The 19,732-nt window shown below is 42.6% G+C and carries 21 protein-coding genes; 3 read left to right on the top strand and 18 right to left on the bottom strand.

Translation table 11 applies throughout. The features are described 5' to 3' along the window. Positions 1-14: 14 nt before the first annotated feature. The 14 genes from KSX81_RS24410 to KSX81_RS24475 form a co-directional block, all read right to left on the bottom strand. Entirely contained in the window at positions 15-821 is an 807-nt protein-coding gene (locus KSX81_RS24410) for a hypothetical protein (RefSeq protein ID WP_008998370.1), read from the bottom strand. 59 nt (positions 822-880) lie between these two features. Further along, positions 881-3,082, bottom strand: coding sequence for a hypothetical protein (locus tag KSX81_RS24415; protein ID WP_008998371.1), 2,202 nt, complete (start codon positions 3,080-3,082; stop codon positions 881-883). Between the two features lie 24 nt (positions 3,083-3,106). After that, the gene (locus tag KSX81_RS24420; RefSeq protein WP_008640069.1) at positions 3,107-3,973 is read right to left on the bottom strand and encodes a S49 family peptidase; all 867 of its coding nucleotides are present in this window, start codon (positions 3,971-3,973) and stop codon (positions 3,107-3,109) included. 61 nt (positions 3,974-4,034) lie between these two features. Then, a complete protein-coding gene (locus KSX81_RS24425) occupies positions 4,035-4,469 on the bottom strand; it encodes a hypothetical protein (protein ID WP_217725585.1) in 435 nt (144 codons plus the stop codon). An 87-nt stretch (positions 4,470-4,556) separates the two neighbouring features. After that, positions 4,557-5,045: a hypothetical protein gene (locus tag KSX81_RS24430; protein ID WP_217725561.1), complete on the bottom strand. Its 489-nt coding sequence runs from the start codon at positions 5,043-5,045 to the stop codon at positions 4,557-4,559. 594 nt (positions 5,046-5,639) lie between these two features. Then, entirely contained in the window at positions 5,640-5,954 is a 315-nt protein-coding gene (locus KSX81_RS24435; protein ID WP_008998374.1) for a hypothetical protein, read from the bottom strand. Further along, positions 5,951-8,854 (bottom strand): hypothetical protein, encoded by a 2,904-nt coding sequence (locus KSX81_RS24440; RefSeq protein ID WP_008998375.1) that lies wholly within the window; start codon positions 8,852-8,854, stop codon positions 5,951-5,953. The genes KSX81_RS24435 and KSX81_RS24440 overlap by 4 nt, the downstream gene beginning before the upstream one ends. Before the next feature lie 22 nt (positions 8,855-8,876). Further along, on the bottom strand, positions 8,877-9,059 hold the full coding sequence (locus tag KSX81_RS24445; RefSeq protein ID WP_004318165.1) for a hypothetical protein: 183 nt from the start codon (positions 9,057-9,059) through the stop codon (positions 8,877-8,879). Continuing rightward, the gene (locus KSX81_RS24450; RefSeq protein WP_004325858.1) at positions 9,056-9,232 is read right to left on the bottom strand and encodes a hypothetical protein; all 177 of its coding nucleotides are present in this window, start codon (positions 9,230-9,232) and stop codon (positions 9,056-9,058) included. Before KSX81_RS24450 ends, KSX81_RS24445 begins: the two co-directional genes overlap by 4 nt. A 25-nt stretch (positions 9,233-9,257) precedes the next feature. Next, positions 9,258-9,524, bottom strand: coding sequence for a hypothetical protein (locus tag KSX81_RS24455; RefSeq protein ID WP_007478431.1), 267 nt, complete (start codon positions 9,522-9,524; stop codon positions 9,258-9,260). 17 nt (positions 9,525-9,541) lie between these two features. Next, the gene (locus KSX81_RS24460; RefSeq protein ID WP_004303404.1) at positions 9,542-9,799 is read right to left on the bottom strand and encodes a hypothetical protein; all 258 of its coding nucleotides are present in this window, start codon (positions 9,797-9,799) and stop codon (positions 9,542-9,544) included. A gap of 18 nt (positions 9,800-9,817) precedes the next feature. Next, complete coding sequence (locus tag KSX81_RS24465) at positions 9,818-10,096, bottom strand: hypothetical protein (protein ID WP_007478432.1); 279 nt, start codon at positions 10,094-10,096, stop codon at positions 9,818-9,820. Positions 10,097-10,237: 141 nt separating this feature from the next. Continuing rightward, positions 10,238-10,786, bottom strand: a complete 549-nt coding sequence (locus tag KSX81_RS24470; RefSeq protein ID WP_008998376.1) for a phage antirepressor N-terminal domain-containing protein — start codon at positions 10,784-10,786, stop codon at positions 10,238-10,240. A gap of 24 nt (positions 10,787-10,810) precedes the next feature. Beyond that, positions 10,811-11,038 carry a hypothetical protein gene (locus KSX81_RS24475; protein WP_008998377.1) on the bottom strand — a complete coding sequence of 76 codons (228 nt, stop codon included), beginning with the start codon at positions 11,036-11,038 and terminating at the stop codon, positions 10,811-10,813. Between the two features lie 112 nt (positions 11,039-11,150). Here KSX81_RS24475 and KSX81_RS24480 point away from each other — a divergent pair, with 112 nt between their 5' ends. Both KSX81_RS24480 and KSX81_RS24485 read left to right on the top strand, forming a co-directional pair. Continuing rightward, positions 11,151-11,453, top strand: coding sequence for a helix-turn-helix domain-containing protein (locus tag KSX81_RS24480; RefSeq protein ID WP_008998378.1), 303 nt, complete (start codon positions 11,151-11,153; stop codon positions 11,451-11,453). A gap of 244 nt (positions 11,454-11,697) precedes the next feature. Further along, on the top strand, positions 11,698-12,546 hold the full coding sequence (locus tag KSX81_RS24485; RefSeq protein ID WP_004295838.1) for an Arm DNA-binding domain-containing protein: 849 nt from the start codon (positions 11,698-11,700) through the stop codon (positions 12,544-12,546). Between the two features lie 199 nt (positions 12,547-12,745). Here KSX81_RS24485 and KSX81_RS24490 read toward each other — a convergent pair whose 3' ends face one another. Then, positions 12,746-13,639 (bottom strand): flagellar motor protein MotB, encoded by an 894-nt coding sequence (locus KSX81_RS24490; protein WP_004295837.1) that lies wholly within the window; start codon positions 13,637-13,639, stop codon positions 12,746-12,748. Between the two features lie 241 nt (positions 13,640-13,880). Between KSX81_RS24490 and KSX81_RS24495 the strand changes: the two genes are divergently transcribed. Beyond that, positions 13,881-14,279, top strand: coding sequence for a DUF2809 domain-containing protein (locus KSX81_RS24495; RefSeq protein ID WP_004295836.1), 399 nt, complete (start codon positions 13,881-13,883; stop codon positions 14,277-14,279). A gap of 63 nt (positions 14,280-14,342) precedes the next feature. Here KSX81_RS24495 and KSX81_RS24500 read toward each other — a convergent pair whose 3' ends face one another. The 3 genes from KSX81_RS24500 to KSX81_RS24510 form a co-directional block, all read right to left on the bottom strand. Continuing rightward, positions 14,343-16,340 carry a glycoside hydrolase family 2 protein gene (locus tag KSX81_RS24500; protein ID WP_004295835.1) on the bottom strand — a complete coding sequence of 666 codons (1,998 nt, stop codon included), beginning with the start codon at positions 16,338-16,340 and terminating at the stop codon, positions 14,343-14,345. A gap of 52 nt (positions 16,341-16,392) precedes the next feature. Then, positions 16,393-17,832 (bottom strand): sulfatase, encoded by a 1,440-nt coding sequence (locus KSX81_RS24505; RefSeq protein ID WP_004295834.1) that lies wholly within the window; start codon positions 17,830-17,832, stop codon positions 16,393-16,395. 73 nt (positions 17,833-17,905) lie between these two features. After that, on the bottom strand, positions 17,906-19,720 hold the full coding sequence (locus KSX81_RS24510) for a RagB/SusD family nutrient uptake outer membrane protein (RefSeq protein WP_004308905.1): 1,815 nt from the start codon (positions 19,718-19,720) through the stop codon (positions 17,906-17,908). Positions 19,721-19,732 lie beyond the last annotated feature (12 nt).

A 19,732-nucleotide genomic window follows, 5' to 3' on the forward strand; every position in this document is an offset into this window, starting at 1 on the left:
TGAAAGCCGTTTACTTACGCCTCATAACGGCTTTGTTCAATCCATTTCATAGCCTCCGAACCGTCGTTAAACGCCCGCAACGTCAGTTGGGAACCTTCGGAAGCGGTAAACGTCTTACCACCTTTCAGAAGGAAATTACCGCCCGTCTCCACTGTGGGCGCAACGCCCGAACATCCCATAAGGGTAATTACCGATCCATGACTTCCACCGGTAACACCGGCTATCTTAGCCGCACCTGCGGAAAGCTGGTACTGCCCGTCCGTCTGGTAATCTATATCCGTGGCACCGGCTTCCACTACGGCCACCGGTTCTTCCAGGGTGTCGGTACCCCGGTAAATGGCGATATCATCCCCCTTGCTGATCTGGGTGAAAGTAAGCTCGTTCGTATTCGATTCATTGGAACCGGTATAAGAAACGGATAATTTACACGGGTTACAGGGTGTTCCGATCAGATCGGCAGGCTTTCCGCTACAATAACGGAGCACAACGATACATTTCTTGGACAGCCAGTTTGTCTTAAACTCGCGAATTTCCTGTTCATTACCGGGATGATTGAACTTAACGGAAGGCGTATAACCTTCGGCGTCCGTTTCCCCGTCACTGTTGGAACTGATTTCAGCGGTACCGGGTGTCAGGTAAATACCGATCGCGTAACGTCCCGCCTTCATTACGATATCATCCTCGATAACCACGCCGGCATCGTTTCTCTGCGGAAAGGAAAGAATATCGTCAACGTCGTAAATTACGAGCTGATCCTTGGGCTGAATACCGTTACCGGGATTGCCGGCCGGCCTTCTTACGCTTGCTTTTACGTATGTCATAACTTAATGATTTATAATGTTATAAAATGGAAGGGATAAAGTATCCCTTCCGCAAAAAATTAGCCTCTTGCCACTTCGTAGAATTTACCGTCGGCGGCTTTCGCCAGCTTGATAAACTTGCCTTCGGAAAGTGTCATAGCTTCGGTTAAAACAAAGTTTCCGCCGGCCGCAATGGTGGAAGCATATTCAGAACCGTTTCCGTAGATCGTGTAAACAACACCGGCTTCCGCATCGGTAAAGTTAGTGATTGCCGTCGCCTTTGTATTCTCACCGGTTACGAATACTTCACCGTCAAGCAAGGAAGGTTCCGTTTCATCCGGCGCAAACTGTAACGCATCGGAAGAAGCGTTTTCGCGGCCGATCTCGATAAATTTACCGTCGGCACGTTTCATCAGTTTGATAACATCCCCCTTGCCGGGCTGCCAGGCCTCGGAAATAAGTTCAAAGTTTCCGCTCTTTTCAATCTTAACACCTTTATCCACGCTTCCGCATTTCAGGGAAATAACCGTACCTACCGGCGCGTCTTCAATATCGGTAATCGTAAATTCGGCTGTGTTGGCTACGGTAACAATGGAGGTATGAAGCTTGGCCGACGGGTTCTTGTCCTTGTCAGCGTCCACAAAGTAAGACGCCGGGCGGTCATACTCATTACAGAAGATCATCTGGCGCGTATAGTCCATATCTTCTTTCTTGGTGTACTTGAAGCCCACGGCAATAGCCCAGATACTTTCACGCCAGTTACTCCAGACTTTCAGGCTCCAGTCTTCCTGCTCCAGGTTGAAAGCCGTCATTTCACCCGGTTTGTCCTCGTAGGTTTTAATGTTGCCTTCAAACGTCCAGAAAATACGGTGGTGGTTGTCAGCATTGGGAACCGGGATAATCTTTACCGCCGGATATTCCTTCACATACATGATATTAGCCTTGTAATCCTGGTTCTGTCCGTAATGCAGTTCATTGTATTTATGATACAATACAATAAAGTGCGAAGGCATATAAAGTGCCAGGTTACCGCTGTCACGAAGAACCGCCGGGATCATGGAAGTACCCTTGTACACCTTTTCACCGATGTTTGCTTCGGTAAGTTCTCCCAGCTCGAACGGCTTGATCTGGTAAACGAACTTTCCGTTATTGATATCGGTATGTCCGTTCACTTTCTTGTTCAGGAACTCATACAGACCGTCAGCTGCAGCAAGTGCTTTGCCCGGTTCGTTCAGATTCGGGTCCTTACGGATTCCGTTAATACGGCGTTGTTCGCGCTCGTTATGCAACTTCTTGGCAGTTTCGGCCAGGATGTACTCGATAAAAGACCACTTGATAGGGTTTGAACCTTCCTTGTTCAAAGTGCCGATCCAGGTTTTCTCCAGGGCTTTTAAATTTTTGAAACGGTGTGCAAACATCACGTTGAACATGCGCAGGGTTTCATCGTCGAACTCGTAGGAACCTTTAGTCACCTTGTCGAAGTCGGATTCCTCATTACCGGCCTGTGAGAACTCACCCAGCCAAATGTTTACCAGCGTAGCCAAATCCTGATAACCGGATTCAAGCGGGAAAATACTTTCAATGGAAGGAAGTTCCATTAAAAACGACTGCAAACGCTGTTGCCAGGGAATACGGTAAAAGGCCCCGAGGTCCTCCTTCAAACGGCTGTAGTCAATGGAACTTGCTTTCGGAAGAGCAATCATTTCAAAACCGGCAGCCTCCATTAACGCAGCTTTGGCGCGAAGGTTATACGGGCGGTCCAGTGAGAACATTTCACCCTGCAAGCCTCCCAGCTGCTTTTCATCCTGGAGATTGAAAGCCCCTTTACCGTCCGCCTGGGCGTTGTGTTGCTTCCCTTTGCCCGGATCATCTTCCGCAGCGGCCGAAAGTTGGGCGATAATGCCGGAAAGCTTCGTTATTTCGGCATCCTTCTTGGCAATCAGCGCGGTGTTGTTCCGGTTTTCGTCACGCTGTTGCGTCTGCAAGGCTTCAAGCTGTTCCTGCGCCTGTGTCAGACGGGCAGCAGTATCACCCAACAAACCGCGAAGGAAAGCGGTAGTTCTGGGTTCCTCGGTTTCCTCTCCCTGGTTTCCGTCTTCGGCTTCGTCCTGGAAGTCGTTCTCGAGGGACGCTTTAAAGTCCGTGAGGAATTTTTCGGTAAAACCGTAGTTTTTCAGTTTTGCCACTTCCTCGGCCGTGATAGAGTTTTTATCCTCTATCTTGCTCCATTCCGACAGGCCCAACAGGGCCAGAATGTGAGCGGAAAAGCTCTTAAATTTCATATATACAAAATTTTGAAGTTAATACTATATGTTATACATCTCGTTTACTTTTCTGACGGTGGCCTGTGCCAGTACCCACTTTACCGCGTCTTCCAACGTACCGAACTGATCGATATAGCCGTTTGCCACGGCCACGTCGCCGGTGAATATCTGTCCCCGGAAAAGGGGAAGTTCCGGATCGTAGGCAATACCCAGGTTCCGACTGATCGCATCGCAGAAAATACGGTGCATGACGACCAAACGCTGCTTTATAGGCTCTTCGTTGTTATCCTTTTCAATCGCGCGGGTTTCATAGTTTTTCAGATCGGCACTATCCGGATAGATTTCCCGGTAATCAATGCCCTGTTTCCTGAAATATTCCTTAAAAGATTGGTAAGTAAGCATGATCCCGACGGAACCGACTTCACACATAGGGGAAGCGATAAAGGTTCTACCGGCGGCGGTTCCCAGCCAGAAATGGGCACTCCCCATGGTACCGGCCACGTAAGTAGCTATAGGTTTGGAAGATTCGGCAATCATTTTAGCCGCCAGGTCCACATGTGCGACCATACCGCCCGGACCGTTTATCCAGAGTACCGCGCCGCAAATCTTCGGATTACCGGAAATATCCCGGAGTTGCTGTTCCAGGCGGTAAGTCTCCCAAGAATACAAGGTACCTTCCAGGATAATGACGGCCACGCTGTCAGCCGGCAGGGTGTCATCATCCAGTTCCCACCGGTTGGCAAGGTAAGGAGTAGTAGCGTAAGCGGTTATTTTATTATTGTTAAGCCGTTTTTCGATCGCATCCAGGTTGCCGGCTGCAACACACGGCACAAGTAAAGAAAGCAACCGGTAATAATCATTATCAGCGATTGCCCAAGGTGCTGTAAAAATCTCCTGTATTTTGTCCACGTTCTCTTTTTTACGACAAAGAAAACGCCTATATTATAGGTAGAGAAGGACTGAAAGAAGCCTACAGAAACGCATCAACGCCCGGACCCGTGCCGGACAGGGTACAATTATACAGCCCCCCGCCGATCTCAAAAGAAAAGGTAAGCGGATAATCGGGAGAACCGGAAACACGGGTATTACCCGTTTCATCAATATAGAGAGCGACAAAGGGCGTCGCTTTCAGGTTTTCCAGATAAAGCGTCTTATTTCGCGACACGTCGGCAAGTTTGAAGGTATGTTTTTTAGTATAGACGTCTTCATTTTTGCTGTCACCTGGTTTTAAGGTTCCCGGTACGATCGTAAGAATATCAGGTTTTCCGATTGAGCGAATAACGACTTTCGAACGCACGACGCCAAAATGAATAATGTTGTAAACGGGAACCAGTTGCAGGCTATGGGGGGAGGATATTAACTTCCTTGACATAATTATAGATATAAAGTGTTGATAATCAAATATTCAGCATTTTTCGGACGTTTTTCAGCCAAAAACCGGACAAAAAAGGACAAACAGATACAGTTGGTAGGTAAAAAATAACTTGCTTTTTTACACTTTTTTTCGATTATAGGCCCTTTTCTTCTTACGCCTGAAACTATCCCGCCACCGCTGGTAGTTTTTCAGTAGTCCGTCTTCTTGAATGGAAGAGATATTATACTTTTTCAGGAAGGTAAAAACGGTTTCCTTAAATTCGATACCGTGCAGGTACTTGTTTTCGTCCATGAGTTCGTGCAGCTCGGCCCACATCAGGGCACGCAAACGCTTTTCAAGAATGGCGGTACCACGTACGGAAATGTAATTGAACTGTTCCGGAGACTTGCCGCCGGCAAAATTGGCCTCCCGGCGGTCAGGCAGCATAAACTCCAGGTTGCCGCGGTCAGCCGAACAATTAACTGGCCGTTTCTCCATGAGATCGTAAATAGTCACATAGATATCGGACGAAGAAGGAAAACGGACGGTACCGACCGTTTCGTCGTAATATTTGCCCCGGACATACTCGGCCAGGTAGGATTCAATCTGTATTCGGGTGGTAATCATAACAATAACATTCCTTTTTAAGGGCAAAGATATTTCTTTATGGGCTGTTGTTCTGCCATTTACGAGAAAATGTAGGCTTTCAGCCGCCATTTTAATAAATATACTCTGGGAGAATAATTATAACGTGCCTTTTCCTGCTGCCACACGGCCGGTATTTTCTCTGCCAAGCTGTTCTAATATAATCCGGTACTAAATTTTTGTAATTTCGTAACCGGGCAACCGGTAAAGATAATATGCTGTATTTTAGCAACTTAGTAGCGTTACTAATTCCCGTTACAAAAAAATGGCAGGAAAACAGTTTGTAACCGGGCTTACCGGTAGAAGATAAAAAGGCCAGTGTTACAAACCGGAAAAGTTAGTAACCGTTTTGTAACTGCAACTTCGTAACCTTTATTTCCTATTTATTTATTTGATTTTCAGACTTTTTTCTTTCAAGCAAACAAAGGTTACAAGGTTACTAAAATTTTGTATGAAATAGAGGTGGGGTATGGGGAGGGAAGCCGGGCGGGACGCATCTGTTTCCATACGAAAAGAGGGACCGACACATTCGTATCTGGTCCCTCTTTTCGTATCTTATACCGGCTCCGATCCGTCTTATACGCGATGTTTGCACCTGCTTAAAATCCATTTCTTTACGTCCGGGGGTACATAGCGGTGCACGACGGCCGTATAGTCCTCATTAAATTCATACTCCAGGGAGTTGTCTCCTTCCAGGATAAAAACACAGGCCGTTTTGATGATCCATTCGAGCTGCTCGCCCGAATAGCGTTCCAGCATCAGGACGGTACCGGGTTTCATACGCTCCAGATAGCGGTAGACCTGTTCGGCGAATTTCCGGAACCTCTCGCCGCTGTTCCAGAGCGCGGTAAACTCGGACATGCTGTTTAATTTCAAATGCGCGTTATTCATTCATCCGGTCGTTCATCAGGTACAAACATGAGTGTCGGATCGGCCGGTTCCGTTCCACCACCGGCAGCCGTTTCCGCCGTGCCGCATGAACGTAGATAGATCATGTCAGCGGCCTTTCCGTCGTTATCCTTACGTACAATACGCCCCTGGGAGTTACAAAGGTCCTTCGGGTTGAGTTCCTCAATGTAGGGACAAAGGGCCACAAAACCTTTGAGGGCCTTTGTAAAACGCTGCATCGTGATTTTATTCACACCGGAAAAGCTTTTGTAATCAGCAAAAGCCTTTTCACGAACAATAAAGCTATCCAGGTGCTCGCTGTCCGGAGAGAAATAAGAGTTCGCCCAATCCTCAAAGTTATTTCCCATATCGGCCTTGTATTTACGCCTGATAATGTTTTCCATGGGCGGAAGCAATTTTATAGATTCCTCGCAAAGGGAAAGATAAAAACGGCAGCACTGCAAGAAGAAATTTATATCGGCGTTCCACTCGTTCTCGCTGTAAGTCTTGGAAAACAAATCCTTACCGAAGTCGTCCCGGATAGAACGCGTTTCCCGGTAGTCGTTATCTTCCGTACGCTGGTGGTAGTAGTCGGAGAATACCAGGTACAGCAAACGGGCTTCCGTAGACGGATCAAAATCAATAGGAACGTAATTAGTTGTAAATCCCAGCTTGGCCGATTCCTCGAAAGGTATAGTAAACGACTGGTTGTTCTTCGGGTTCACGGTCATATCTGACGTGATGATGTCGTAAAACAGGCCCGTATTAAGATACCGGTCGCAATCATCCACCAGAATAAAGTCGGTATGCTGGTTCACCTGGTCGAACACATGCGGGTTATCCATTAGTTTAGGATTACGGCCGGAAAGCTTGACGGTCTTCATAAAGTAGGAAAGGGCCTTGAACATGAATGATTTACCCGAACGCCCGTTACATTCCCCGTCTTCACCGATCTTGTTATCCATGGCCTGCGGTGCCCAGGCACGGGAAGGGGATTTATACCGGTGCAACATATAACCGATAGTAAATATCTTATTGATAAGGTTCTTTTTCTGTTCGGCCACTTCTTCCGCCATGAGGCCTTCCCCCTCGATATCGAATTTATGTTTCTCCCGGTAGGATTCTGCTTCCCCCACGCTCTTGTTATCGAAATTGTATTCCAGTTCCTTACGCCAGTAAACGCGGCTCGAATTGATTACATAGCCGAAAAAGTTAGACGGTACGGCATTTATCCGGATATCAAATACATCGTTGCCCTCTATGTCTTTTTTACGGGAAATGGTAAACATGTCTTCCATAAGACGGACTTTGTGTTTCAGTACATTTTCTTCCCAAACGTAGTGGGATAATGTGCTGCCGTTGGCCGGATGTTCCTTTATACCGATACCGCTTACCTCCATGCTGCAACCGGGAAAGAAGAACATCTGCGTATTATGGGTATAATTGGTAAAGTCCAGTTCTATTTCCTGCAAATTGTCCAGGGCCGTATCTGACAGTTTGGGGCTGTTCAGAATAAGGTTTCTTATATCGCGGGATAAAAAACTATCCTGGGCCCAACCGCGGATAAACTTCCGGATATCCTTTGCCTTTATCAGTTTTACAATATTGCCGGTAATACGGATGTATTTCGTTGAACTGGAATTTTCATCATGAAGCGAATAGAAACCGTTAAGACGTAAAAAGTAGTGAAGGCAGTCCGCGTCTATATTGTGATCCCATTGCCGGGATTTCTCGTTAAACTTGGAATACCAGAATTTGGCGGGCATGGCAAGCGTCATAAGGTTACGGAAATCCTCGTTCTTGCTTCGTAATTCCATAAAGTCCCGGAAGTCCTTACGGGGTTTGCCCCGCTGGTCCCGGTAAGTGGTAAGCCAGGCCGGTAGCCAGATCGTGTGGATATCGATAAAACGTAGTGCAAGTTCCGTACCCTTCACCCTGCCCGTCGTGTCGATATCGGGTATGTTATACAGGACTTCAACGTATTTCATGATCTCCTTGTAGTCCTGTTCGGAAAGTTTATATGTTTCCGAATTAAACCAGATCGGGGAAAAGCCCAGCGATTTAACGCACAGGGCGTCGCGCTCTCCGGAACATATAAACGCCTCCTGCAGCTTCTGTTCCTTATAAGGCTTTTCCGCATTGGCCGGATTCTTTTTAAAGGCGGCTTCTTCCCTGGAATTAAACTCCCGGTATAAGGCTTTCAGTTCGGAAAGACCGTTTATATAGTCCTTCGGCTTGACACCTTCCGGGGTGTAGGAAAAACGCCACTGCTTGTCCGGATTCAGGGGCTCGTATATTTTATAGAACTTCACTTCGGGCGTGTCGCCTTCGGCCGGTTTTACCAGACATTCGCGCATAAAGATAGGGTATGTCGCAGTCGCGTATTTATAGGTTACCTCGCGATTTTTTACATACCCTATATATTTGGCCGAATACCAGTGCAGGGCCTCGGCGTTCTCCTGGGTGACACGGGGGCCGAGTATGCGTAACTGATCCGGGGCGAGATGATCGGCAAGCTCGAAAATTTTAGTACCGTCTTTCTGATCTTGGGAGGCCGGAACTTTACGGATATCCGGTTTGTTTACGTTACGGTTGAGTTCATCGGTTACGTTGTACATGGATGCAAGTTTAAGGATAGCCTCGTTAAACCGGAGGCCTTCCTCATACATGCAGATATCGACGGGACTTTGAGCCGTTCCGGTATCGCCGAAATCCGTTACCTTATAAACCTGCTGGGAACCTTCCTTACCGAACAATTTGATACAGGCCGACGCGTCGTCTTCTGACGGCCGGCGTTTAAAATGGCGGTTGGTTCCGACACAATCCCGGGCTTGCGGATAATAATGTAGAATTATATCCAGCCCGTTGTTGGTTACTTTGTAGATGTCTTCTGCCTTTATCATCGTTATAAAGTTACATAGTTACTTATTTTTCGTTGTTTTCCTCCTGCTTTGTTTTCAAGTCTCCCCAAGGTTGATACAGGAAAACGAATAATAACAGCCAAAGAAAAGCGGTTTTACCCGTATAATAAATGACAAAGGCAATCAGTCCCATAAAGGCAACCACGATAATAGCGTGGGCGATGTATTTTAAATTTTTATCTTTCATTGTTCAAACATGTTATACTGAATTGAAAAACCGAATTTGCTTAATCTCCTTTCCTGGAGAAGGGAACGTTTGTCATGTGAAGGCATAATGGCCACCAGGTTCTTTGTATCGAACTGGTAACCTTTCTTCCGCATCTGATAACGTAGGTTTCTTAGGCGTCTGTCTTCTTTCATGGCATTTCGTTAAGATCGTCTTAGTTTATAGAAGACATGGCACACTATCGCAAAGGATAGCGTTTAAATCCTCCTGTATGGTTTCCTGCTGCTCTCTGTTCAAGTGTACCAGGAAATAACCTTTTCCGCCGGAAAGATTCTTAATCTCCGCCAGATTATACTTCCTGTCTACTGCATCCACGAACGCAGGGGATTCCATGGGGCGGAAGCTACTGAATATTTTATAGGTTCCACTACTGCCTTCTATTCGTAGCGTGGTTAATTCATCGGGGGTGGTAATTGTTGATTTCATTTCTTATTTATTTTTAATTATTCGACTTGTTCCTCACCTTCACGTATTAGGGTAAAAGGTAGTTTGGTACCACAATTCACACAATAAGCTGTTTTACTCTTGTTTAAGGAAACTCCATCGGAATATTCCCCACCGGAATATGTACCGTCAGAATTATGCACACTCGTGTAACTCATTCTAAACAGATCACTATACTGATAACCGTAAAAACCATTGCAATAAGGGCAAGGAAGCGGTTGTGCTTCAGTTACTTTTATGGAGATTTTTTTGCTCATTTCTGTTCTTGATTTGAATTATTTTTCACCACTTATTTTTAATTTTACCAATTCACCAATAGGATAGGTCGTATGTTTCGGTCTGTTTATTTTCACTTTATGAGAAGAAAGAAACAACGGAACAGATTCTATTCGATAGAAAGTGTAGTAAGCTTCTTTAGGAGCCGTTTTTACATATTTTTTTAAATATTCTTCTGCTTTATTTCTCGTATCAAATGCGGCAAGGATAGAAAACCAAACGCCGTCTTCTTCGTATATTCCGGATTCCCTTTTAGTTACTATGTAAATTTTGCTCATTGTTGTTTATAGCTGTGCCGGAGGATAGCATCGAACTACCAATAACACCCGCTTTCGCCCTTCGGGGTTATCTCCACACTCCGGCGGTTATTATATGGAGCGGCAAAAACCGCCCCGGGTATTTATTACCTGCTTCTAAAGTCAATCATCCATTTCACCGGAAACAAAAGGTAAATCCAACCGGCAATTATTAGCCCTCCAGTCATCAATCGTTATTTTCATTACCTGATTTAATTCCGTCTTAGCTTCGTTCATCAACTTTTGAGCCTCTTTAAAACGACACTGGCACTCCTGGCACTTCAGTACTTTCTGCTCGATAACGGTCTGCTTTTGTTTCAGGAAGGTTTGCGACTCCGTGAAATGTGTAAACAAAGCCTTGTAACATGCAAGTTTATATTCCAGAACCGATGCTTTTACATTTTCATTTATTCTTGAGATGTCAATAGAAAACAGCCAGCCGAAAACATAACAGTAAGGAATAGCATACATTTCATAACTCTTTCCGTCTTTTCCAATTGCCTTTATCAGGCAGGCAGCTGGACCGAGTATTTCATCCCGTTCTATCCGCTGCCTCTGTCCTTCCGGATCAATCCCCAATACTTCACAAATGGGTCTGATTGCCACAAATTGCTCGTCACCTGTAGACAAGATATCTACGTTGTTCACTCTCGCAATAATCTTTGTATTCATAACATTTAAGTTTTAAAAGGTTATTTAGTCCACATGGAAGATTTTCACGCCTGTTACTTCCTCGATCTTATCCTTGGCAAGTTCGGGAATACGACATAATCCGGCGCGCCAATTATGAACGGTATGTAGTGGTACTTTACATGCTTCCGCTAATTTTGTCACCATTTTAGAAGAATCTTTCAGCGGTAAACCAATTAGATACATTCTTAACTTCTCGCCGTCTTCATTTCTTTTTAAAGTTTTTTTTGCCATAACATCACATTAAATCTATTATTTATTTCTATATTTATATCACAAATATAGTTTTATTCTACTTATTCAGTAGAATAATTCCTGTTAAATATTGTAAATATAATATCGAATTATGGCTAATTTATTGCTTATAAGGGATTTATGCGAAAAGAATAAAATCAAGATTAGGGAATTAGCTTCCCGAATTGGTAAGGATGAAAGTAGTATTCAATCCATGATAAGAACAGGATCAACCAATACTAAAACTCTTGAAGCCATAGCAGAGGTATTTAATGTTTCTCCCGGTATTTTCTTTGATAATCCTTTGGAAAGTAATACGGAAAATAGTCTTAATAAAGAGGCAGAAATCGCTTATTTAAAGAAGATTCTCGAAGAGAAGGAACGTCTAATACAAGTCTTATTAAGTAAGAAATAACCTGTAATAGATAAGAAATGTAGGCATATTGTAGGCTACGCAATTGTGTAAATAATTAATAATCAGGCGATTAAAGAACGTTACTTGAATCACTTAGCAGAAAGGCTGATTATCAAATGGTTAATCAGCCTTTTTACTTTTCTAATTAGCTGCTATTGATTAAAAAAAAACGAGAAAACTCTCACTTTTGAGCAATTTACCTTGTCGAAATCTTGTCCGAGTGTTTTCTCTAAATTTTGAAACTATGGCAACAATCAGATTAGCTCTAATCCCAGCAAAGGTGTTAAGTGATGGATCTCACAAAATTTGTATAGCCATCCATCACAAAGAAGAAACAAAGTACATTGTCACTCGATTCAAAGTCGACAGTCTTTCACAATTCAAAAACGGGCAAGTAGTCAAACGTCCAGACGCAGCACTAATCAATACCAAACTACGTAATATACTCAATGAATACCAAGAGAAACTTGACAGCATCAAATGCATTCAGGGTTCCTTTGGGGTCAGCCCGAAAAAACTTCTATTTTTAATTATGACTGCACTGATAGTAGTTGGATGTAGTAAAAGTGATGAAGAAAAAAGTGACATTCAGGAAATTTGGCTAAATGGATACAAAGCTCTTACTCCAGAGTCTGATTACGAAAATATTTCCACCACATTTTTATTATTTAAGGCTGACAACAATGAGGAATTTGATGTGAAAAAGCAAACTTTTTCAGGGAATATACTTGATTATCAAAAAATACAAGATGAAACTTGGAATTTGCTGTCAAAATCAAAAATTAAAAAGAAAGATGGTAGCATAGTTGATGCTACTTATTCTATATTTGCCTCGTCAATAAAGGAAACATATACTTCCGCTAAAGTAAAGATTGGTAAATATTTTATGGTAGCAATATATAGCGACTCTAAAACAGGATATCATTGGCTATATTCAAATAAATATGCTTGTCAATATGTTGACATACCATATCGATATAATCCATGGGACTATTCTGTGGTTTTCCCATGTGATTTGCATAATTATGGAAAGATAGAATGGGTTTCATGGAATCAAACTCCTTATCCATATGAGTTTGAATTTTCAAAATAGGTCCATCTGCCGAAAACATTTAAAATCAGCAATACTCATTTCAAATCGGACTCTCTATAAAATAGAGCAATTTCTCAAGCTCTGAAAATAAAATATAGATACCTCTAACACTTTACTGTATCTGTTTCAAATTGCTAATAATAAAGCGATGAATTCAAATTCATCGCTTTATTATTAGCCCTAGATGGAAATATTTCCTTTACTCTTTTGTATTCTCATCCCCCATTATACCTGATGAAGAATTATCAGGAGCCTGATCTATCAAATCCATAAACTGATCCAGTTTAGGAGTTATAATAATCTCGGTCCGGCGGTTACGAGCTTTTCCTTCTGCCGTATCATTACCGGCTACCGGATTAAATTCACCTCGACCGGCAGCAGTCAGGCGTTTGGGATTTATACCATAAATATTCTGTAATGCCTGAACAACAGATGAAGCACGCAACGCACTCAAATCCCAATTATTACGTATATTCGTACGAGATATCGGATCGGTATCTGTATTTCCTTCTACCAGAACATCATAATCTTTGTAGTCCTGAATGATTTTGGCTATTTTACTAAGCACAGCCTCTGCTTTATTGCTAATTTCATAACTTCCTGATTTATAAAGCATGTTATCTGCTAAGGAAATATATACAACACCTTTCAATACCTTAATATCCAAGTCACGCATCTCTTCACGGGTAAGCGAACGGGTAAGTTTATTGACCATTACGAGATTCAAAGAGTCTGATCTATTCTTTTCTTTAACCAAATGCTGGATGAAACGGTTTGAAGCATTGATCTCATCTATTAACTTACCCATATTCATATTCCCTTGAGAGCTCTGTGTAAGACTCTTATTCAAGATGCTTTGCATATCGGACAAGCTCTTGCGTAACTCACTATTATTCCGCTGCGCTTCGGCAAGTCTCTCCTCAAGACTTGTTGAACGTGCCTGATTTTCTCTTAGCTGCAATTGACTTTCCTGATATTCTTTTTGCAACTTTGTATAATCAGTTTTTAAACCTTTAAATTGCTTCTGACTTACACAACTCGCCAATACTATACATCCTGTCAGTACTAACAACGGTCGAAAAAGATTCTTCATAACTCTATTATTTTAATTACTAATTTTTTAAGTGACCAACTGCAGCCGTTTCCACAACAATTGCGTAAATCGGTTGGTTATGAACACATTTATCGAGATAAAGCTCGAACGACCTTATAACATTTCAAAAGAACGAAAAGTTTAGTATGTAAATAAAATCTGTTTTTATCAGAGTTTGATCCATCCTGCCAAGTTATCCAACTTAATTTTATAAATTTGCACCATACTAAAACATTACTGCGTGAAAAACAAACGTTGGATTTATTTAGCAATTACTTCCGCAATTATAGTGTTAGGATTGGCTTCCCGAAAACATGGTGATATATTGCCCGAATTTATCGCAGAGTATTCAGGCGATACGCTTTGGGCAGCCATGGTGTATTGTGGAATACGCTTTCTTTTCCCGTCATTATCTATACTCAAGACCATTGTTATTTCCTTATTATTTTCTTATTGTATAGAAATTAGCCAACTATACCAAGCAGACTGGGCAAATACTGTACGAAACACCACACTTGGAGCATTAATCTTTGGACATGGTTTTCTATGGTCAGATATGATCTGTTATACTGTTGGAGTATCATTATCCGCTGTTATAGATTCAGGAAGGATTATTATCTCCCAAAAGAGAAACCCCTAGAAAAAAGCACTGCAAACCTACTTTGTTTACAGTGCTCTTTCCGATTAGCATTTAAACTACCTATCACAATCTACAATGAAAACTATCGCTCAAAGGTAACTTCTTATTAGTGGAAACAACCTTTATTTCATTTTCACCAGGTTCTAGTTCCACATTTTTCCATTCCAGAATAGCATACGAATCCGGTATTGCTTTACCATAACTCTTACCGTTTACAAACAATTCGGCTCCTGACAGATTCGTGAAAGCAGTAATTGTTTGCAAATGTTGTGTACGTACTGTGTTACGTTTGCCTGTTAAATAAAGCATTGGTTCTTCCCTATTCCAGTTGGCCTTATAGAAGTAGAAAGCATCTTTACGAACTTTCCGGTCGAAGGTAACCAAACCTTTATCATTAATTCCGGGACGGTCTCCTTCAGTGCGATGTGCAGCGCCAAAATCAAACATATTCCAGACAAAGCTCCCCCATACATAAGGACGGGAAGAGATTGTTTTCCAGTTTTCAATGTGATAATACGTCTGCCAGTTTTCAGGATGCCACCAACTGGTTGGTACAGTTTTAACCAACGAATCTTGTTGATGGTAAATACTTGCACCGGCACCATATTCACTGATAGCAATACATATTTCCGGATGATCCTTATGCATTCGATCCAACCATTTCCCCAAATCAGCGGGAGTGCCACCATACCATCCATCATAACGGTTCCAAGCAATAGCATCCGTTATGAAATTCAAATCTCCCATTTGATTACTTGCGGAGGTCGTAGGCCGGGTAGTATCTTCCTGATGTGCCAGCACATTTAATTTTTTGATGTACTCAACCGGATTATCTCCCAACTCCGTCAACTCATTAAACAGCCCCCATACACAAATAGAAGGATGATTATAATGTTGACGAATCAGTTCTTTGAGCTGCTCTTTTCCGTTGGCACGGAAAGCAGGTAAATCCACAAAACCTTTATCATTATATCCACCAGGACCCACAAAAGGTATTTCAGCCCATACAATAATACCATTTTTATCCATCAGATCATAAAAATAAGTAGCCTGCGGATAATGCGCCAAACGAACAGCATTCACTCCCATCTCCAACATCAATGCCACATCTTCCTCATGGTGTTGCGGGCGCAGCGCATTGCCCACCTCACTCCTATCCTGATGACGGCAAACGCCTTGAAGAGGCAAATGTTTTCCATTCAGGAAAAAACCTTTATCAGGGTCGATCCGGTAAAAACGAAGTCCCAACGGTTGTGTAACACGATCTACCATCTGACCATTCCGGAAAAGAGTCACTTCCGCCTGATAAAGGAAAGGATCCTGACGACCATTCCACAAATGAGGCTGATCGATTTCAAATGTAAGTTCCTGCTGCATTACTTCGTTTCCAGAAAGATTCACATTCTTTGTTCCTTCTTTCACCACCCTTTGACCATCTAACAGGCGTACGTTAAGCTCCACTTCCTGATTACCACTACTCCCGTTTGATAAATCAACAATAGCCCGTACCTTAGCATACCGATGGCTCACACTATCCTGTATCAGACGTACTCCGGGGGAAGCATAATCCAAAGGAGAAATACACGTCTCATCAGTAATCAACAAATGTACATCACGATAAATACCTCCGTAAAAATTAAAGTCACCGACCAGAGGCATAATATCCAACTGTTCACCATTATTCACCCGTACTAATATAGAGTTTTCTTTTCCATATTCCACCTTTCCTGTGATCTCAAAGATAAAAGCTCCATATCCCCCACGATGCTCACCTATATGACGACGATTTATAAACACATCTGCAATGTTATTCACTCCTTCGAAACGAATAAAAAGACGTTTTCCTTTCCATTCGGGACGAATAAATAAATTCTTCTCATAATTACCAATTCCCCGTTTATAGTCTATCTTACCGGACAAAGCATCCTGCGCATTCCAAGTATGAGGCAAATCAACTCTTACCCCTGTTCCCTTCTGTACCTGATGCGAAAACCGGAAATTCCAATCATTATTTAGCAAGATATCCTGTCGCTGGGCAAACATCGACATTCCGTAAAGCATGAATAAAACAACCGATACCAAACGGCTGGACTGTAATAAAACTGTTTTCATATTATTTCTTTAATGATGACTTCTTTATTCTGATAAAAGAAGATAATGATTCAACCTTATTCTTATATTTTTTTTCATCGACCCGATTCTTGTTTTCCTTCCCGTCAATCCGATGGTCAAACAACATACTGGCTTTCTTCACGTCGCCTTTCATCCATTCCGCATAACTATAACGCCGGTCAACGGCATTATCTCCTCCTTCCCACTGAATATAGACTTCACCTTTCGTCTTAGCTTTCAGATTCTTGAATACCCCGGCAAAGCTTTGCCCGCTTAACTGTTCAGCGGGAACAGGCAGTTTACAAAGTTCACATAAAGTCGGGTACAAATCAACAAATTCCACCATCGATTTTGTTTTTCCTTTTTTCATTCCCGGCACACGGACAATCAACGGTACATGAGTAGAAGTATTCATCAGATTATGTTTACCTATAAAATCATGTTCTCCCAGATTCCAGCCATGATCCCCCAACAAAACCACAATTGTATTATCCGATAATCCCAGTTCATCCAATGCATCCAATACCTTGCCGATCTGCGCATCCACATAACTCAAACAAGCATAATATCCATGTTTTACCTCCCGCTGGAAGTCAATATCACTCGTATCCGCAACCCGTGCATACGCATATATCTCGCTTGAATTACGAACCTGCTCCGGCAATCCTTCAGGTCGGAAACGATTGGTAGCCAAAGGTATTTCCTCCCGTTTATATAAATCCCAATATTTCTTTGGGGCATTGAACGGCAAATGAGGTTTCCAGAAACCACAAGCCAAGAAGAAAGGTTTGCCAGCCTCCTTCATCCTTTTCAAGTCACGAATAGCTCGGTTTGCAAGTTTCCCATCATCATAGGCAGTATCAGGAACATCAGCAGATTCACAAAAAGGTCCCCTCATCGTTTTCGGATTAACCGTTTTTCCCGATTCCGAATTCATCCAAAGTTCCCATTTATTATATTCCGCCCAATATACATCATATCCATCCGGATGATTCCGGTAAGGAGGCTCACTCCACGAATCCGCATGATCGCTGATATGATGAAACACCTTGCCGTCCGAAATAGTATGATAACCATTCCGGGTGAACCATCCCGAAATAGGTATTGCTTCGGGACAATCTTTGCTGGCATAGGCGGAAAAACTAATAAAGCGATCGGGGTAATGAGGATATACACCCGTCAATAAACTAGCCCGGGATGCCCCACTCACAGGAATATTACAATACGCATTCTGAAACAAGACGCCACTTGCCGCCAAACGGTCCATATTAGGAGTTTTCACTACATCTACCCCGTAACACCCCAGTTCGGGGCGCATATCATCAGCCATTATAAAAAGCACATTCATTTGGGATGCATCCTGTTGTGCACGTAGTATAGATGAGATGCAGCAAGCTGTTCCACAAAAAAACGCATATTTTATTGATATTCTATTTTTCATTTTCTACCTTAAATTTTCAAGACCTGCAATATACTAAAATATTACAGGTCTTGTGCATCATTTCAATTTAAAATTACTTTGTCCATACCGGATTTTGTTCCAAATTCGTATTTAACGCCAATTGCTTCAAAGGCAACGGATACAGATAATAATGTTCCTGCCATCCAAGCGGGGTATCAAAGAAATAAACATATCCTTCATCAGCACCTGCACCACCCGTTACTTTCAAATTCTTGGCCGAAGCCCCTGTCACATAGGCACCCAGCGGTTGTTTGTTAACATAGTCTCCTTTCTTCCACCTGCGCAAATCATCCAAACGGAAACCTTCGCCCATCAATTCAACTCGTCTCTCTCTACGCACTTCCCACAAAAGAGCAGGAACGGAAGGATCACGCTTCGGATCAAAAGCATCATTAATATCATTCACCACCATTTTCGCCACATTAGCTCTTGCCCGAAGTTTGTTAATAGACTTATCCGCAGCAGCCTGGTCGAACTTGTTCAATTCGCACATCGCTTCGGCATAGTTTACCATCACCTCACCTATACGGAACAGCGGGGCATCTGTTGTATTCACCCCATTCGCGTTGGTAGCTACAGTATGTGTATTATAATATTTCCATACCCAGAAGCCCATTTGGGAAGCGTTCCAGCCCTGTCCCCAGTTCATATTCTTAAAGTGAGGTTGTCCTTGCACGGTGAATCCTTTAAAATTGGAAGACGGCAAACGATGATAAGTTTCACCGGAAATCGTAGCCATTAAATCTATAAATTCCCTGTCCTGTGCATTATCCGTATATTTCCAATCAGCCGTACTGGGTCCGTTTTCTTTCTTCACCATATATGGAGGACAGATCGTCAAATACAACCGGTAATCACGATCACGGAATTGTCCATACATATTCTTATCACCCCCATAACGGCTAGTCGTCGTGCTAACCGGTCGTCCATCCGTACAAAGATAACTGTCTACCGCGTCTTTCGTTGCCTCAATATAAGATTCACCTGTACGCACCATACGGGTCAAACCATGCATTAACTGTCCGGTTTCATAAGCCTTATACAAAAGAATACCTGTCACCCCATCCAGTGTTTCCGAATTAAACAACTCATCATATTTAGGATGCACATTCGGATATTGCTTAATCACCTCTTCAGAAGCACGGGCACATTCTTCCAGATAAGTATCCGCTCCCGACAAACCATGATATTTTCTCCAAGTTCCTTCAAATAAAGCAAAACGGGAAATAAGAGCTTTCACCACATACATATTAATTGTATTTTTCCCATCCGCTTCGATATTACTGCCAATATGTGTTTCCGCATATTTCAAATTAGACAGAATATTGGAAGCCACCAAGTCACGACTATCACGTTTTCCATAAAGCTCGGGACTTTCCTCAGTCAAAGCATGCTCTACCCAAGGAATATCACCAAATTTAGAAAGCATCTGAAAGTATTTATAAGAACGGAAGAAATATCCCACACTTCTCCAATGCTCCCTCTCGGTTTCACTCATTTCCGAATGATCAATATTATCGAGCATCAGGTTAACACGACGGATATAATCATAATCCCAATCTTTAGACTCATCCGTAGCCTTTGCTTTGCGATATGCCCACTGACCTTCATATCCATCCAATCCTTTTATCATGTTATCCGATTCAAAATCACCACGGAAAATTTCATCCGTTTGCCCTGTATCATACGTATATCCGAAGAACACGTTATACAATCCCCATGTATACGTTTTAAAGTTGTCATAGGTAGTAAAGACCGATGCTTCTGTTTGCTGTCCTTTGGGATAAACCTCCAGAAATTCGTCATTTAGACAAGACGACATCAACAAACAAAGACTAACGCTTACACATAGTATATATTTATTCATAATAATTACTCT

Origin of the sequence: Bacteroides sp. MSK.18.37, from assembly GCF_019129155.2 — a bacterium.
GTDB lineage: Bacteria > Bacteroidota > Bacteroidia > Bacteroidales > Bacteroidaceae > Bacteroides > Bacteroides ovatus.